We start from the raw sequence: 16,485 nt of genomic DNA on the forward strand, positions 1-16,485 counted from the left end.
GCGTTTCCGCTCGGCGGCGCGCCGGCGGCTCCCGGCGCCGCGGCCGACACCGGCCCCTACCATTACCCCCAGGCCAAGAGCGACGACGAGGCCGTGCGCTTCTTGCTGCAGGCCCAGTTCTCCGCCGCCGATGCCGAGATCGCCGACGTGCGCGCCAAGGGCTACTTGCCCTGGCTCGGCGAGCGCTTCGGTGCGGCGCGCACGTCCACGGCCTGGGAGTGGATCAACGGCAAGACTTACGGCACCACCGACATCGACGCCGTGATCTGGCGCGAGCTCATGGCCTCGCCCGATCCGGTGCGCAAGCGCATGGCGCTTGCGCTCAGCGAGATCTTCGTGGTGTCGGCCACCGAGATCGGCTCCAGTTGGCCCCACCACATGATGGCCCAGTACTGGGACACGCTGGTGGCCGGCGTCACCGGCAACTTCCGCCAGCTGCTGGAAGACATCACGCTGAACCCGGCGATGGGCTTCTACCTGAACACGCGCGACAACCGCAAGGAAGACGCGTCGGGCCGCCAGCCCGACGAAAATTACGCGCGCGAAGTCATGCAGCTCATGACCATCGGGCTGTACCAGCTCAACGCCGACGGCACGCTCAAGACCGGCGCCGACGGCCAGCCGATCGAGACCTACGTGCAGGACGACGTGTCGAACCTGGCGCGCGTGTTCACCGGCTACGACCTCGACATCAAGGCCTCGGAGCGCAACGGCTTCACCAGGCCGGACAGCGGCACCATCGAGACCAACGCCTGGACCACGCGGCCCATGGCCTTCACGGCCGCCAAGCACTCGATGCTCGCGGCCAGCTTTCTCGGCACCACGGTGCCCGCCAACACGCCCGGCCCGGCCGCGCTGAAGACCGCGCTCGACACGCTCTTCAACCATGCGAACGTCGGTCCCTTCATCGGCAGGCAACTGATCCAGCGGCTGGTGACGAGCAATCCGACCCCGGCCTACGTCAAGCGCGTGGCCGACGCCTTTGCGAACAACGGCGCGGGCGTGCGCGGCGACATGAAGAGCGTGTTCGCGGCCGTGCTGCTGGACGACGAGGCGCGCGCGCCCTCGGGCCTGGCCGACTCCAACTTCGGCCGTCTGCGCGAGCCGATGCTGCGGTTCGTGCAATGGGGCCGCAGCTTCGGCATCGGCTCGCTCAAGGACAGCTGGAAGATCGGCCCCACCTCCGACCCGAGCACGGCCCTGGGGCAGAGTCCGCTGCGCTCGCCCTCCGTGTTCAATTTCTTCCGACCAGGCTACGTGCCGCCGGCGACCGCCATCGCGAGCAACAAGATGGTCGCGCCCGAGTTCCAGCTGGTCACAGAGACCAGCGTGGGCGGCTACCTCAACTTTCTGCAGAAAGTGCTGCCCAACGGCTTCGACGGCAAGGACGTGACGGCCAGCTACGCCGTCGAGAAAACGCTCACCGCCGACCCCGCCGCGCTGGTGCGCCGGCTCAACCTGCTGCTCAGCGGCAACCAGCTGTCTGCCGCCACGGTGGCGCTCATCACCGATGCGCTGTCGAAGGCGCCGCTCGTGAACCCCTCGACCGACGCCGCCCGGCTCAACCTCATTTGCGCCGGCGTGTTGCTGGTGATGGGCGCGCCCGAATACCTGGTCCAGAAATGAAGCACGCGCAAGAGAGCCGCACATGCACCTGATCAACCCCGCCGAGCACACGCGCCGCGCCTTCCTGCGCCGCGCGGGGCACCTCGCGATGGCCGGCACCGCGATGCCGTTCGCCATCAACCTCGCCGCCATGGGCGAAGCCGCCGCGCAGGGCGCGCCGGGCGACTACAAGGCGCTGGTCTGCGTCTTCCTGTACGGAGGCAACGACTACGCCAACACACTTGTCAACTGCGACGGCGTCAACTACGGCAAGTACAACACGATCCGCGGCGCCATTGCGCTGCCGCTGGGCGGGCTCGCGGCCACCGAACTCAGCCCCACGGTACCGCTCGCCAACGGCTTCAAGTACGCGCTGAATCCGGCGATGACCGGGCTGTCCACGCTGTTCGGCGAAGGCAGCATGGCGGTGCAGCTCAATGTCGGCCCGCTCATCAAGCCGCTCACGCGCGCGCAGTTCAACGGCAACAACCGCAAGGACTTTCCGATTCCGCCCAAGCTGTTCTCGCACAACGACCAGCAGTCGGTGTGGCAGTCGTCCTCGCCCGAGGGCTCGACCATCGGATGGGGCGGCAACATCGGCGACATCGCGTTGTCGCAGAACGCCGGCCCGGGCGCTCTTTTCACCTGCATCTCGGTGTCGGGCAACACCGTGTTCCTGTCGGGCGACGAAGCGCTGCAATACCAGGTCGGCACCGGCGGCGCCGTGCGCATCGAGAGCGTGAGCACCGCCAGCGGCAACGTCTACGGCTCGTCGTCGGTCAAGGCGGCCATGCGCGAGCTCGCACAGCAGGCACGCGGCCACACGCTGGAAAACGAATACAACAAGGTCACGAAGCGCGCCACCGACGCGGAAGGCAAGGTCACCATCGCGATCAAGGCCAACGACCTGACCGGTTTTCCGGCCACCAACAACCTGGGCGACCAGCTGAAGATGGTCGCGCGCCTGATCCGCGGGCGCGCCGACCTGGGCGTGAAGCGCCAGGTGTTCTTCGTGTCGATGGGCGGCTTCGACCTGCACGACGACATCGACACGAAGCAGGGCGACCTGATGGGGCGGGTGTCGAGCGCCATGACCGCGTTCCAGCGCCAGATGGAAAGCGCCGGCCTGGCCAAGAGCGTGACGGCCTTCACGGCCTCGGACTTCGGCCGCACGCTGTCGAGCAACGGCAACGGTTCCGACCATGGCTGGGGCAGCCATCATTTCGTGGTCGGCGGCGCGGTGAAGGGCAAGGCCCTGTATGGCACGCCGCCGCCGGTGAGCGTCGGCAACACCTCGGCCGACGACGACCAGTGGCACGTCGGCCAGGGCCGGCTGCTGCCGACGACCTCGGTCGACCAGTACGCCGCCACGCTGGCGCGCTGGTTCGGCGTGCCCGACGCGGACCTCAACGCGATTTTGCCCAACCTCAAGAATTTCGGCCTGACCGCCCCGAGCGGCATTGCGTATCCGCGCGACGTGGGGTTCATGGAATGACCGGCCTCAATGCAGCGGAAGGTGGGGCCAGCGTGAGCTTTGCGCCCAAGCGCCAGCGGGCCCGGCGCGCGCGCGGGGGCGAGGCCGTGCGGGTGTCCGTGCAGCCCTTCACCAGCGTCGAGGCCGCGATCGCGGCCCTCGATGCGCTGGACCGCGCGCTCGAGAAGTTCGAACTCGCGGTGGACGACAGCCTGCAGGACTACCTGGGCGTGCAGATGGCGCAGATCACCGACCGCGCGCTGGCGCGCGGCTGGGAGCCGTTGAGCTTCGTGCAGAAGAACGGCTTCAGGCTGTACCGCTACGAATCGATGCGCTGAAGGCGCTGCTAAGCGCTCTTCAGCGTCGCGATCACGCCGCTTCCTCCAGCCGCTGCAGGTGCCGCGCGACGGCCGAGACAAAGCGCGGTTCGCCGCCGAGTTCACCGAAGACCGGCGTAAAACCGGTGAAGAAGGCGACACGGTCCTTCACCGAGCCCGAGGCGTTGGCCTGCGCCAGGCGCGCGGCCAGCGCGGCTGCCAGCGGATCTTGTATCTCGTGCACGGCACCGGTCTCGTCCGTACCGCGCAGGTAGTGAACCCACGCGGCCACCGCCAACGCGAGCCGGTCGATCGACTGGCCCGCACTCAGCCGGTCGCGCACCGTGCCCAGCAGCCGCTGCGGCAGCTTCTGCGAGCCGTCCATCGCGATCTGCTTCGTCTGGTGCTGCAGTGCGGGGTTCGAGAAGCGCGCGAGCAGCCGCGCGCGGTAGCCGTCCAGGTCGATGCCTTCCATCGCGGGCAGCGTGGGCGCGATTTCCTCGCGCATCAATGCATCGACGAAGCCGCGCAGCGCGGGCTCGGCCATCGCGCGGTCGACCGTGCGAAAACCGGCCATCGCGCCCAGGTAGGCCAGTGCCGAATGGCTGCCGTTGACCATGCGCAGCTTCAGCCGCTCGAAGGGCTCGGCATGCGAGACGAAGCGCGCGCCGCCCGCCGTCCACTCGGGGCGGCCGTTGGCGAAGCGGTCTTCCACCACCCATTCGAGAAAGGGCTCGCCGATCACCGGCCACGCATCGTCCACGCCCAGCCGCGCGGAGATGCGCGCGCGGTCTTCGTCGGTGGTGCGCGGCACGATGCGGTCGACCATCGAGTTGGGAAAGGTGCAGTGCGCGTCGATCCAGTCGTGCAGCCCGGCGTCGACCTGCTGTGCGAAGGCCAGCACGATGCCGCGCAGCGTGTCGCCGTTGGCGGGCAGGTTGTCGCACGACAGCAGCGTGACGGGCGCGAGCCCGCGCACGCGGCGCAGCGCCAGCGCATGCACCACGAAGCCGGGCATGGTGCGCGGCGCCTCGGGGTGCGCAAGGTCGTGCACGATGTTCGCGTCGTCCAGCCGCAGCGCGCCGGTGGCCGGGTCGTGGTGGTAGCCCTTCTCGGTGATCGTGAGGCCCACGATGCGCGTGTCCGGGTGCGCGATGCGCTCCAGCACGGCCCGCGGGTCTTCGGGCGCGACGAGCACCTCGACCAGGTTGCCCACCACCTGCAGCACCTCGCGCGGGCTGCCGTCTTCGGCGGCGTCGCGCAGGGCCAGGGTGTAGAGACCGGCTTGCGGTTGCAGCGCGTCGCGCGTGTCGGCCGCGCGCAGCGACACGCCCACGGTGCCCCAGCGCAGGTCGTCGCCCGCGTGCAGCGCGGCCTCGTTGACGACCGCGAGGTGCGCGCGGTGGAAGGCGCCCACGCCCAGGTGAACGATGCCGGCGCGCAGCAGGTCGCGCCGGTACCGCGGCACGGCAACGTCCGCGGGCAGCTGGGGCAGGGTGTCGGGGTGAAGGCGTGGCATGGCGCGCGGTTCCGTGCTCACCAGTTCCAGAGCGTGCCGTCATGCTGCAGGCGGTTCACCGGCAGGTAGGCGCGCTGGTAGGGGTACTTGGCGGCCAGCGTCTCGTCGATGTCCACGCCGTGGCCCGGTGCCTCGCCGGGGTGCAGCATGCCGTTGGCGAAGGAGTAGGAATGCGGGAACACCGCATCGGTTTCCTCGGTGTGGCGCATGTACTCCTGGATGCCGAAGTTGGGCACCCACATGTCGAAGTGCAGCGCCGCGCCCATGCACGCCGGCGACAGGTCGGTCGCGCCGTGGCAGCCCGTGCGCACCTGGTAGAGCGAGGCCAGGTCGGCAATGCGGCGCAGCTGCGTGATGCCGCCCGCGTGGACCACCGTGGTGCGGATGAAGTCGATCAGCTGGTTCTCGATCAGGTCCTTGCAGTCCCAGATGCTGTTGAAGATCTCGCCCACCGCCAGCGGCGTGGTCGTGTGCTGGCGGATCAGCTTGAAGGCTTCCTGGTTCTCGGCCGGCGTGGCGTCTTCCATCCAGAACAGGTTGAAGGGCTCGAGCGACTTGCCCAGCCGGCCGGCCTCGATCGGCGTCAGGCGGTGATGCACGTCGTGCAGCAGGTGGATGTCGGGGCCCACGGCGCTGCGCACCGCGTCGAACAGCTTGGGCGTGTGCTCCAGGTACTTGGCGGTCGACCAGTCGTGCTCGCTCGGCAGGTCGCGTCGGCCGGCTCATAGAACATGGTGCCGCGGCCCACGCCGTAGACCTTCTCCAGGCCCGGCACGCCGCTCTGCGCGCGGATGGCCATGTAGCCTTCTTCCTTGTAGCGCAGCACCTCGTCGACCGTGTGCTCGATGTCGCTGCCGTTGGCGTGGCCGTACACCATCACGCCGGTGCGGCTCTTGCCGCCCAGCAGCTGGTACAGGGGCATGTTCGCGGCCTTGGCCTTGATGTCCCACAGCGCGGTGTCGACCGCGGCAATGGCGGTCATGGTGACCGGGCCGCGGCGCCAGTAGGCGCCCTTGTACAGGTACTGCCAGATGTCTTCGATCTGGTGCGCGTCGCGCCCGATCAGGCAGGGAATGACGTGCTCGGTGAGGTAGGCGGCCACGGACAGCTCGCGCCCGTTGAGCGTGGCGTCGCCGATGCCGGTGAGGCCCTCGTCGGTTTCGATCTTGAGGGTGACGAAGTTGCGGCCGGGGCTGCAGACGATGACGCGTGCGTTGGTGATTTTCATGGTGTGTGTGACGTGAAGGGTGTGGGGGAGGGCCGCGGTTCAGCCGTTCCAGCCCAGGTGGCCGAGGAAGTCGCGCGTGCGCCCGACCGTGGGGTTCTCGAAGATCTGCGTGGGCGGGCCCTGTTCGATGATGGCGCCGGCCTCGAACACCACCACCCAGTCGGCCACGCGGCGGGCAAAGCCCATTTCGTGCGTCACGACGATCATGGTCATGCCTTCCTGCGCGAGCTTCTGCATGACGGTGAGCACTTCGCCGACGGTCTCGGGGTCGAGCGCCGACGTGGGTTCGTCGAACAGCATCACCTCGGGCTCCATGGCCAGCGCGCGCGCAATGGCCACGCGCTGCTGCTGGCCGCCCGACAGGTTGGCCGGAAAGTTGCCGGCCTTGTCGGCCAGGCCGACCTTCTCGAGCAGCACCATCGCGCGCTCGCGGGCCTTGGCCTCCGACATGCCCAGCACGGTGACCGGGCCCATGGCCACGTTGTCCAGCGCCGACTTGTGCGGGAACAGCTCGAAGCTCTGGAACACCATGCCCATGCGCTGGCGCACCTTGCGCACCTGCGACTCCTGCGTGGGCAGCGGCACGCCGTCGACCAGCACGCGCCCGCCGTCGATGCCTTCCAGCGCATTGGTGCAGCGAAGCAGGGTGGACTTGCCCGAGCCCGAAGGCCCGATCAGGCACATCACTTCGCCCTTTTGCACCTGCAGCGACACGCCGCGCAGCGCCACGAAGTCGCCGTACAGCTTGCGCACGTTTTCATACACCAGCACCGGCGGCTGGCCGGCGTTCTTGCGCGCCGGTGTGAGGGTGGTCGTGTTCATTCCTTGACTCCGTATTTGCGGTGGATCCAGTCCACCAGCTTGGCTTGCGGGTAGCCCATGAGCCAGTACAGGACGGCCATGGCGGTGAGCATTTCCAGCACGCGGAAGGTCTGCGCGCGAATCTGCATCGAGGTGTAGGCCAGCTCGCTCACGGCAATGACCGAGACCAGCGAGGTGTCCTTGAACAGCGAGATCCAGGTGCTCGCGATCACCGGCAGGATGCGGCGGCCCGCCTGCGGGATCACGACCTTGAACATCGCCTGGCGGCGCGACATGCCCATGGCCAGCGCGGCTTCCATCTGCCCCTTGCGGATCGAGTTGATGCCGGCGCGGAAGGTCTCGGCGTTGTAGGCCGAGATGTTCAGCACCAGCGCCACCAGGGCCGTGGTGAGCGCGGAGAACTGCACGTCGAAGGCCATGGGCATCACGTAGAACGCCCAGTAGATGACCAGGATCAGCGGCAGGTTGCGAAAGAACTCCACGAGGCCAGCGAGGCCGACTGCAGCAGCTTGTTGGGCGACAGGCGCATCAGCGCGAGCACGATGCCGCCCGGCACCGCCAGCAGCATGGTGACCACGGTGAGCCCCACCGTGAGCGCCGCGCCCTCGAGCAGGGCGGTGCGGTGCGTCCAGATCACGGACCAATCGAATGTCATGGCGTGATGCCTTTCCTAGGAGCGACCGAAGTGCGCGTAGCGGCGGTAGAGCCGGTCCACGCCCCGCGTCACGGGGAACAGGATGCAGAAGTACGCCACCATCACGGCGGTGAAAACTTCCACCGGCCGGTAGCTCTGGCCCGCCACCGTTTCGGCGCGGTGCATGAGCTCGGGCACCGCGATCACCGTGGCAATGGCCGTGTCCTTGATGGCGATGGTGAGGATCGAGCCGAAGGCCGGCAGCATGCGCACCACGGCCTGCGGCAGCAGCACCTTGCGCAGCACCTGGGCACGCGACATGCCCAGCGCCAGCGCGGCGCGCGTCTGGCCCGGCCGGATCGACTCGATGCCGGCGCGGATCACCTCCGACGCATAGGCCGCGATGTGCAGCGTCAGCGCGACCAGCGCCGCCCAGAAGGGCGGAAAGGTCACGTTGGCGATGATCGGGAACGCGAAGTAGATCCAGATCAGCACCACGAGCACCGGAATGGCGCGCATCGAGTCGATGTAGAAGACCAGCAGCGGGCGCAGCCAGCGCGGGCCGTACATGCGCAGCAGCGCAATGGCGAGCCCGGCCAGCAGGCTCGTCACCGCGCTGACGATGCTCAGCAGCACTGTCATGCCCAGGCCGCCGGCGAAGAATCGCCAGTTGTCCGCGATGGGCGAAAAATCGAAGTCCATGAAGGGAAACTCCGTCAGGTGGAAGGAAAAGAAGAGCGCGGCGACGTTCGTCAGAACGTGACCATCACCTTCATGGCGCGCTGCCGGTCGGCCGCCAGCGCGAAGGCTTCGTGCACGCGTGCCACCGGCAGTGCGTCGGTCAGCAGCGGCGACACGTCGAGCACGCCGCGCCCGAGGTAGTCGACGGCCCATGCGTACTCGTCGATGAAGCGGAAGCTGCCCACGAACGACAGGCTCTTCACCATGATCTGGTTGAACGGGCAGTTCTCGCTGCTGCCGTTCAGCGTGCCCACCTGCACGATGGTGCCGCGCGGGCGCGTCAGGCGGATGCAGTTGGCCAGGCCCGCGTAGTTGCCCGTGACCTCGAAGCTCACGTCGACCTGGCCCTTGCCCTCGGCCAGCGCGTCCAGCGCCGACGGGTCTTTCGCCACGTTGATGGTCTGCGTGGCGCCCACGCGGGTGCAGGCCGCGAGCGTCTGGTCCTGGATGTCGACCGCGATCAGCCGGCTCGCGCCCGCCAGCTTCGCGGCCATGAGGATCAGCGCGCCGATGGGGCCCGCGCCGATCACCATCACCGTCTTGCCCAACAGCGAGCCGGCCTCCTGCACCGCGTGCAGCGCCACCGCCAGCGGCTCGCCGAACGCGGCCAGCTCGAACGACAGGCTGTCGGGCACCGGCACGCACTGGCTGGCCTCGACCACCACCTGCTCGCGCATCGCGCCCTGCATGTGCGGCCATTTGCTGGCACTGCCGAAGAAGTGCACGTTCTCGCAGTGGTTGGACGCGCCCATGCGGCAGAAGCGGCACTGGCCGCAGGTGCGCGACGGGTTGAGCGCCACGCGGTCGCCGGCGCGCACCGACGTCACTTGCGCGCCCACTTCCAGCACCTGGCCCGACGCCTCGTGGCCCGGCGTGAGCGGCGCGCGAATCAGGAAGTCGCCGACGCGGCCGTGCTGGTAGTAGTGCAGGTCGGAGCCGCAGATGCCGACGGCCTTGACGCCGACGCGAACCTGCGTGGGCGACAGTGCCTCGGAGGGCGCTTCTTCGACGCGAAGGTCGCGGGCGCCGTGGATCTGGCAATTCAACATGATGGGAACCTCGATGAAATGATGGGCAAAGAAAGGCCCGCGGGCGGCGCCGATGGCGGCGGCCCGGAAGGCTCGATCAGGGGGGAGGGTGAAGAGGGCGCTGCCGAAGAGCGCTCAGTTCACTTGAGGTTCTGCGTCATGCGCTGCTCTTCTGCGGTCAGCGCGGGCTGCATGCGCTGCGCCACCGAGCGCAGCCAGTCGAGGTAGACCTGCTGCTCTTTCGCCACGCCCATGCCGGCCTGGATCTCGAAGATCTTGCTGTCCTGGCAGTTGTTTTCCTTCGGGAAGGCGGCCAGGCCCTTGACCTTCTTGCTGATGTTGGGCCACAGCATGCGGTTGAGCGGCGCCACGTCGGAGCGCCCGGCCATCACTTCCTCGATGGGGGCCACCGAGCCCGAGTTGGCCACGCCGCGCAGCTTGGCATTGGGGAACTGCTGGCGCACCAGCGGCTCCTCGCCGGCGCCGGAGAAGTAGGCCATGGTGATCTCCGGCTTGTTGAAGTCCTCGAGCGTCTTGGCGTTGGTGAATTTCGGATTGTCGGCGCGGCCGAACATGCACACGCCGGTGCTCGAGAAGGTCACGAAGTCGATGATCTTGGCGCGTTCGGGCGTCTGGTTCAGCGGGCCGATCATGATGTCCATCTGGTTGGCCACCAGCGCGGGCACCTTGGTCTCGTGGCTCACCGGCACCGGCACCACCTTCACGCCGAGCAGCTTGCCGAACTCCTTGCCCAGCATCCACGACGGGCCGGCCCAGTCCTCGCCGTCGCCGGCGGTGTTCTGCACCAGCCAGGGCGGGTTGTTGACCACGCCCACGCGAATGACGCCGGCCTTGCGGATCGCGTCGATGCGCGCGCTCGCGCCGGGCGCGGGCGGGGTTTGCGCCATGGCCGCCGTGCCGAAGGCCGCGAGTGCCGCGAAGGCGCCCGCGAGCGTGGTGCCGCGCGATGCGCGTGCCAGAAAAGTACCGATCTTCTTCATGACTGTCTTCCTCCTGTTGATGTTGCTGTTCTTCGGGTTCACTTCAAGCCGCTGACGATGCGTGCCTCGTCGGCGTCCAGCCGCGCCTTCTGCGCCTTGGCCACGTCGCGCAGCCAGTTCAGGTACGCGGGCTGGTTCTTGTCCACCGCGAGCCCGACGGGCGATGCCTTCTCGGTGCTCGACTGGCAGTTGTTGTCCTTGGGCAGCACCGCCAGGCCCTTGACCTTCTGCTGCAGGCCGACCCATGGCACGCGGTTGATGGGCGCGGCGTCGGCGCGGCGGGCCATGATTTCCTCGATGGGCGCGGTGGCGCCCGAACTGGCCACGGCACGGAGCCTGGCCTTGGGGAAGCGCTCCTTCACCCAGCCTTCTTCGGCGCCGCCCGTGAAATAGGCAATGGTCACGTCGGGCTGGTTGAGGTCGTCCACCGAGGTGGCCTTGCCCAGCCGTGCGTTGTCGGCGCGGCCGAACATGCACACGCTGGTGGCGGAGTAGATGACGAAGTCGACCACCTTCAGCCGCTCGGGCGTTTCGCCCAGCGGGCTGATCGTCATGTCGACCTGGTTGGCCGCCAGCACCGGCACCTTGGTCTCGTGCGAGACCGGCACGGTGCGCAGCTTCACGCCCAGCTGCTTGGCGTATTCGTTGGCCAGCAGCCAGGCCGGGCCGCTCCAGGGCTCGCCCTGGCCGGTGGTGTTTTCCATGAGCCAAGGGGCGTTCTGCAGCACGCCCACGCGCAACTCGCCGGCCTTGCGGATGGCGTCGACGCGCGGGCTCGCGCCCGGCGCCGGCTGGGCCGAAACCCCGGCCGTGGCGGCTGCGAGCAATGTCAGGGCGAAGCAATGCGCGGCGATGCGGCATCGCCGAATAACGGGGGATCTCATGGCTGTGTCTCCGGTTTGTCGGGTGGTGCCGGGCGGCACCGGGGCCTGTTCAGCGCCAGGCTTGCGCGAATTCGCTGATCACGCGCTCGATGTGCGCGCGCATGGCCTTGCGGGCCGCGTCCGCGTCGCGCTCCAGCAGGGCGGTGAACACACGCTGGTGGTCGTCCTGCGAGGCGCGGCGCAACGCCGGGGTATGGAAGTGGGCTTCCATCTGGGACCAGATCGGCGCTTGGTGTGGTCCCACACCGCGGTCACCATCTGGAGCAGCACGCTGTTGCCGGTCGACTCGGCAATGCGCAGGTGGAACATGCGGTCGGCCGCTTCGTTGGCCTCCTTGTCGTGCATGTTGTCGCGCATTTCGACCAGCGCGCTGTAGATGCGGTCCAGGTCGCTGTCCTTGCGGCTCTCGGCGGCCACGGCGGCGATCTCGGCCTCGATGAGGCAGCGCGCGCGCAGCAGCTCGAACGGGCCGGGGCCGGGCGACAGTGTGTAGGCGGAGGCGGGCGCCACGGCACCGGCCACCGGCGCGCAGACATAAATGCCCGAGCCGCCGCGCACTTCGACGTTGCCCTGGATCTCCAGGACGATGATGGCTTCGCGCACCAGCGTGCGGCTCACGTTGAAGCGGTCAGCCAGTGCGCGTTCGGAGGGCAAGCGGTCGCCCACCTTGAATTCGCCCTCGGCGATCAGGGCGGCAATGCTGGCGGCGAGCTTCTGGTAAGAGCGGTCGGATTCCGGCTCTGTCGCAGGCACGCGGGGGAGTTCGTGGATGGTTGCCATGTGGTGAGCCAGTCTAAAAGTGGTTCACCAATTTGCCGCTAGTGGTTTACCACTACGGTTCCGGCCGGGCTTTTGAAGGAATGCTCAGGCCGGGCGCGCCGCCAGGATCCGGTCCAGCTGATCGATGTCGATGGGCTTTTGCAGATGGTGGTCGAACAGCCCTTCGGCCGACTTGCCGCCCGCGTCCTGCGCCGAGAAGCCCGAAATGGCGACCAGCAACCTGGGCGTGCCCTCGGCCGTGCTGGCGCGCAGCCGGCGTGCCACCTCGGTGCCCGGGAAGTCGGGCAGGGTGAGGTCGATCAGCGCGGCATCGAAGCGCTCGGCGGCGGCCGCATCGAGCGCCTGTTGCGCCGTGTAGGTGCAGCGCGCCGTGTGGTCCTGCAGGGTCAGCAGTTCCTGCAACAGGTCGGCCGCGGCTTCGTTGTCGTCGACGATCAGCACGTTCACAGCTTTTTTTCTTTCCAGTAAGTCGAAGTAGCCAGTATCGCAAGCACCCGCGCGCGCGGCGGTAGGAGCATGCCTACGTTTCCTGCTGGGCCGCGGCGTCGGCGGCCGGCGGTTGCAGCGGCAGGTCGAGCACGAAGCGCGAGCCCTCGCCGGGCGCGCTCTCCACGCCGATGTGCCCGGCGTGCAGGCTCACGATCTTGCGCGTGATGTACAGCCCCAGGCCCAGCCCGGCCGCGTGCTTGCGGCTGTGGTCGGTGCGCTCGAACTGCTCGAAGATGCGCCCGTGGTCTTCGGGCGCGATGCCGATGCCCTGGTCGCGCACCGTCACGCGGGCCGTGTCGCCTTCGCGGCTCACCGCCATCGTGACCGGCTTGCCGCCGCCGTAGCGCAGCGCGTTGGTCAGCAGGTTGGTCAACACCTGTTCGATGCGGAACTCGTCCCACACGCCGCGCAGTTCGGCCGGTGCCTCCAGCGTGATGGCCGAGCCCGCCGCCTCGGCCTGCTGGCGCAGGTTCTCGACCACCGCGCGCGAGAGCACGGCCAGGTCCACCGGCTTGGTCTGGATCGACAGCGCGTCGCGCCGCATGCGCGTGACGTCGAGCATGTCGTCGATCAGCCGCACCATGTTGCGGATCTGCCGCTGGTCGCGCTCGATCATCGCGGGCAGCCGCTCGGGCGAGAAGTTGGCCAGGTTGCCCTTGCTCAGGTGCAGCTGCCGCAGCTGCGCCTCGAGGTAGAGCGTGTTCAGCGGCGTGCGCAGCTCGTGCGACACCATCGACATGAAGTCGTCGCGCATGCGCACCGCGCGCTCCAGCTCGCGCTGCGTGTGCTGCAGCTGCTGCACCAGCTCTTCCTGCTTGTGGTGCGCGGCCGCGAGCTGGTCCATCTCGTGGCGCAGCGCCTTGCGGTGGCGGTGCAGGTCGACGAACACGTTGACCTTGCTGATCACCGCGTGCGGGTCCAGCGGCTTGTGCAGGAAGTCGACCGCGCCGCTCTCGTAGCCCTGAAACGCGTAGTTCAGCTCGCGCCCGGCGGCGCTCACGAAGATGATGGGAATGTGCCGCGTGCGCTCGGTGCCGCGCATCAGCTCGGCCAGCTCGAAGCCGTTCATGCCCGGCATCTGCACGTCGACGATGGCCAGCGCGAACTCGTGCTCCAGCAGCAGCGCCAGCGCCGCTTCGGCCGAGGCCGCGCGGTACACCACGCGGCCCGGCGCGCGGATCAACGCCTCCAGCGCCAGCAGGTTTTCGGGCAGGTCATCGACGATCAGCAGCTTGCTCTCGACGTCAATGTTCATGGACAGCCTCCAGTTGCAGGAGCAGGGCGCGCAGCTCGCCCAGGGGAAGCACGTAGTCGGGTGCGTGGCGCGCGATGGCGGCTTGGGGCATGGTCGGAATCTGGGCTTCGGTCGGTTCCTGGACGGCGGTCAACCCGCCGGCCAGATGGATGCGGTGCAGACCCTCGGCACCGTCGTAGTTGGCGCCCGTCAGCAGGAAGCCGGCGAGGGCGGGGCCGTAGGCGTCGGCCGCGGAAGTCATGAGCACGTCGATCGAGGGCCGCGAGAACAGCACCGGCGGCTCGCAGCTCAGCGAGAACACGCGCTCGCGCTCGATCGACAGGTGGTAGCCCGGCGGCGCGAAGTACAGGCAGCCCGAGGCCAGCGGCATCTTGTCGGCAGCCTCGTGCACCGCGATCGGCAGGCGCTGGCCGAAGATCTCGGCCAGGTGGCTGTCGTGGGTCTCGGGCAGGTGCAGCACCACCGCCATCGGGAGGTGCCAGCTGGCGGGCAGGTCGTGCAGCAGCGTGGTGAGCGCGTCGATGCCGCCGGCCGAGGCGCCGAGCACCACCGCCTCCACGCGCTTGTGGGTCGAGCGAAGCCGTCTTTTCATGTGGCCTTGCGGTAGATGCGCTCGGCGCGCGCATGCGTGTCGAAGCGGTCGGAGTAGCCCGAGAAGTCGATGCTCTCCTTGGAGCCCAGCCCCAGGAAGCCCCGGTGCGACAGCGACTCGTGGAACAGCCCCAGCGCCCGGTCCTGCAGCTGCCGGTTGAAGTAGATGAGCACGTTGCGGCAAGACACCAGCTGCGTCTCGGCGAACACGCTGTCGGTGGCCAGGCTGTGGTCGGCAAAGATCACGTCGGCGCACAGCGAGGGGTCGAAGCGCGCGGCCTCGTAGGCGGCGGTGTAGTAGTCGGAGAACGCGCTGCGCCCGCCCGCGCGCTGGTAGTTGGTGGTGTAGCCGCGAATCGCCTCGAGCGGAAAGATGCCCTGGCGCGCCTTCTCCAGCGAGGCCGGGTTGATGTCGGTGGCGTAGATCTGCGTGCGTTCGAGCAGGCCCTCTTCGCGCAGCAATATCGCGAGCGAGAACACCTCTTCGCCGGTGCTGCAGCCGGCCACCCACACCTTCACCGACGGGTAGGTGTGCAGGATCGGCACCACATGCTCGCGCAGCGCCAGGAAGTAGGCCGGGTCGCGGAACATCTCGCTCACCGGAATGGTCAGGAACTGCAGCAGCCGGCCGAACAGCGCCGGGTCGCGCAGCACGCGCTCCTGCAATGCCGAAATGCTCGGCAGCCCGAGCTGGTCGAGCGCATGCAGCACGCGGCGCTTCTGCGAGGCCACGGTGTAGTTGCGGAAGTCGTAGCTGTACTTGAGGTAGATCGCCTCCATCAGCAGGCGCAGCTCGATCTCGGTGTCGCTGAGCGGCGGCAGTGGGGCGGTGGGCGGGGAAGGCGGCGTGGCGCGCGGGTTGGTCACAGGCGCTCCATTTTCGGCATCCACACGCGCAGCAGCGAGAACAACCGTTCCAGGTCCACGGGCTTGGCGAGGTAGTCGTTGGCGCCCGCGGCCAGGCACTGCTCGCGGTCGTCCTTCATGGCCTTGGCGGTGATGGCAATCACCGGCATCTTCTCGAAGCGCGGGTCGGCGCGCATGCGGCGCGTGGCTTCCAGGCCGTCCATCTCCGGCATCATGACGTCCATCAGCACCAGGTCGATCTCGCGCACCTGGTCGAGCTTTTCGAGCGCCTCGCGGCCGTTGCGTCCGATCTCGACCGCCGCGCCGCGCTGCTCCAGCGCGCTGGTCAGCGCGAAGATGTTGCGCACGTCGTCGTCCACCAGCAGGATCGTGCGGCCCTCGAAGATGCGGTCGCGCCCGCGCGCCGTCTTGAGCATGCCCTGGCGCTCGCTCGACAGCTCCGCCTCCACCTTGTGCAGGAACAGCGTCACTTCGTCGAGCAGGCGCTCGGGCGAGCGCGCGCCCTTGATGATGATCGAGCGCGAGTAGCGCTGCAGCTCGGTTTCTTCATCGCGCGTGAGGTTGCGCCCGGTGTACACGATCACTGGCGGGAACGACACGATCTCTTCGGCCGCCATGGCCTTGAGCAGCTCGCTGCCCTGCATGTCGGGCAGCCGCAGGTCGGTGATCATGCAGTCGAACACGCGGGTGCGCAGCAGCTCCAGCGCCTCTTCGCCCGAGCCCACGGCCACGATCTCGATGTCGTCGTCCTCGATCAGGCGCATCACGCTTTCGCGCTGCAGGTCGTCGTCTTCCACCAGCAGCACCACCTTGACCTTCTGCGTGAGTTTTTCCTCGAGCCGGCCGAACACCTTCATGAGCTCGTCGCGCGTGGTCGGCTTCAGCGCATAGCCGATGGCGCCCATCTGCAGCGCCGCGCCCTGCGCGTTGTCGGCGGCCGAGACCACGTGGATCGGAATGTGGCGGGTGTGCGGCGAGTCTTTCAGGCGCTGCAGCACGTCCAGGCCGGTGCTGTCGGGCAGGCGCATGTCCAGCAGGATGGCGTCGGGCACGAACTGCGTGGCCAGCTCGAAGCCGTCGGCCGCGCCGTGCGCCACCAGGCAGCGGTAGCCCAGCTCGTGCGCCAGGTCGTAGAGGATGTGCGCGAACTGGGGCTCGTCCTCGATCACCAGGACGCGGCGCACCTGGTCGCGCGGAATCGAGCGGTCGTCGGCGAACTGCGGCGCGGGCACCGGGGAGGGCGGCTGCGG

At 68.4% G+C, this 16,485-nt stretch carries 16 protein-coding genes and 2 pseudogenes; 3 read left to right on the plus strand and 15 right to left on the minus strand.

Annotated features, from left to right (window positions below; all coding sequences use genetic code 11):
* The 3 genes from BMG07_RS34425 to BMG07_RS34435 all read left to right on the plus strand — a co-directional run.
* A partial coding sequence (locus BMG07_RS34425; RefSeq protein WP_198088271.1) for a DUF1800 family protein occupies positions 1-1,626 on the plus strand: 1,626 nt, incomplete at its 5' end.
* Positions 1,627-1,648: 22 nt separating this feature from the next.
* Positions 1,649-3,100, plus strand: a complete 1,452-nt coding sequence (locus BMG07_RS34430; protein ID WP_198088272.1) for a DUF1501 domain-containing protein — start codon at positions 1,649-1,651, stop codon at positions 3,098-3,100.
* A gap of 32 nt (positions 3,101-3,132) precedes the next feature.
* Positions 3,133-3,417 carry a hypothetical protein gene (locus tag BMG07_RS34435; RefSeq protein WP_307867205.1) on the plus strand — a complete coding sequence of 95 codons (285 nt, stop codon included), beginning with the start codon at positions 3,133-3,135 and terminating at the stop codon, positions 3,415-3,417.
* Between the two features lie 31 nt (positions 3,418-3,448).
* On the opposite strand, the gene BMG07_RS34440 is transcribed toward BMG07_RS34435, so the two are convergent.
* From BMG07_RS34440 to BMG07_RS34505, 15 genes and pseudogenes are all read right to left on the minus strand, one after another.
* Entirely contained in the window at positions 3,449-4,915 is a 1,467-nt protein-coding gene (locus BMG07_RS34440) for a mannitol dehydrogenase family protein (protein WP_198088274.1), read from the minus strand.
* Between the two features lie 17 nt (positions 4,916-4,932).
* Positions 4,933-6,143: pseudogene (manD, locus tag BMG07_RS34445) on the minus strand (D-mannonate dehydratase ManD).
* A gap of 39 nt (positions 6,144-6,182) precedes the next feature.
* A complete protein-coding gene (locus tag BMG07_RS34450) occupies positions 6,183-6,965 on the minus strand; it encodes an amino acid ABC transporter ATP-binding protein (RefSeq protein WP_269759680.1) in 783 nt (260 codons plus the stop codon).
* The gene (locus BMG07_RS34455) at positions 6,962-7,447 is read right to left on the minus strand and encodes an amino acid ABC transporter permease (protein WP_307867206.1); all 486 of its coding nucleotides are present in this window, start codon (positions 7,445-7,447) and stop codon (positions 6,962-6,964) included. Before BMG07_RS34455 ends, BMG07_RS34450 begins: the two co-directional genes overlap by 4 nt.
* Positions 7,420-7,620, minus strand: a complete 201-nt coding sequence (locus BMG07_RS43340; protein WP_269759681.1) for a hypothetical protein — start codon at positions 7,618-7,620, stop codon at positions 7,420-7,422. Before BMG07_RS43340 ends, BMG07_RS34455 begins: the two co-directional genes overlap by 28 nt.
* 15 nt (positions 7,621-7,635) lie before the next feature.
* The gene (locus BMG07_RS34460) at positions 7,636-8,301 is read right to left on the minus strand and encodes an amino acid ABC transporter permease (RefSeq protein ID WP_130426392.1); all 666 of its coding nucleotides are present in this window, start codon (positions 8,299-8,301) and stop codon (positions 7,636-7,638) included.
* A gap of 50 nt (positions 8,302-8,351) precedes the next feature.
* Complete coding sequence (locus BMG07_RS34465) at positions 8,352-9,389, minus strand: L-idonate 5-dehydrogenase (RefSeq protein ID WP_198088275.1); 1,038 nt, start codon at positions 9,387-9,389, stop codon at positions 8,352-8,354.
* A gap of 119 nt (positions 9,390-9,508) precedes the next feature.
* Entirely contained in the window at positions 9,509-10,276 is a 768-nt protein-coding gene (locus tag BMG07_RS34470; protein ID WP_269759683.1) for a transporter substrate-binding domain-containing protein, read from the minus strand.
* 131 nt (positions 10,277-10,407) lie between these two features.
* Positions 10,408-11,253 (minus strand): ABC transporter substrate-binding protein, encoded by an 846-nt coding sequence (locus BMG07_RS34475; protein WP_198088277.1) that lies wholly within the window; start codon positions 11,251-11,253, stop codon positions 10,408-10,410.
* A 49-nt stretch (positions 11,254-11,302) separates the two neighbouring features.
* Positions 11,303-12,033 (minus strand): annotated as a pseudogene (locus BMG07_RS34480) (FadR/GntR family transcriptional regulator).
* Between the two features lie 84 nt (positions 12,034-12,117).
* Complete coding sequence (locus tag BMG07_RS34485; RefSeq protein WP_198088278.1) at positions 12,118-12,480, minus strand: response regulator; 363 nt, start codon at positions 12,478-12,480, stop codon at positions 12,118-12,120.
* A gap of 73 nt (positions 12,481-12,553) precedes the next feature.
* Positions 12,554-13,777, minus strand: coding sequence for a hybrid sensor histidine kinase/response regulator (locus BMG07_RS34490; protein WP_198088279.1), 1,224 nt, complete (start codon positions 13,775-13,777; stop codon positions 12,554-12,556).
* Entirely contained in the window at positions 13,767-14,369 is a 603-nt protein-coding gene (locus BMG07_RS34495) for a chemotaxis protein CheB (RefSeq protein ID WP_198088280.1), read from the minus strand. Before BMG07_RS34495 ends, BMG07_RS34490 begins: the two co-directional genes overlap by 11 nt.
* Positions 14,366-15,235, minus strand: a complete 870-nt coding sequence (locus tag BMG07_RS34500) for a protein-glutamate O-methyltransferase CheR (RefSeq protein ID WP_307867208.1) — start codon at positions 15,233-15,235, stop codon at positions 14,366-14,368. The genes BMG07_RS34495 and BMG07_RS34500 overlap by 4 nt, the downstream gene beginning before the upstream one ends.
* Positions 15,232-16,485 (minus strand): response regulator (locus tag BMG07_RS34505; RefSeq protein WP_198088281.1); only part of this gene is annotated, 1,254 nt, incomplete at its 5' end. The genes BMG07_RS34505 and BMG07_RS34500, both read right to left, overlap by 4 nt.

This window comes from Variovorax sp. E3 (assembly GCF_016082275.1).
In the GTDB taxonomy this organism is placed as follows: domain Bacteria; phylum Pseudomonadota; class Gammaproteobacteria; order Burkholderiales; family Burkholderiaceae_C; genus Variovorax.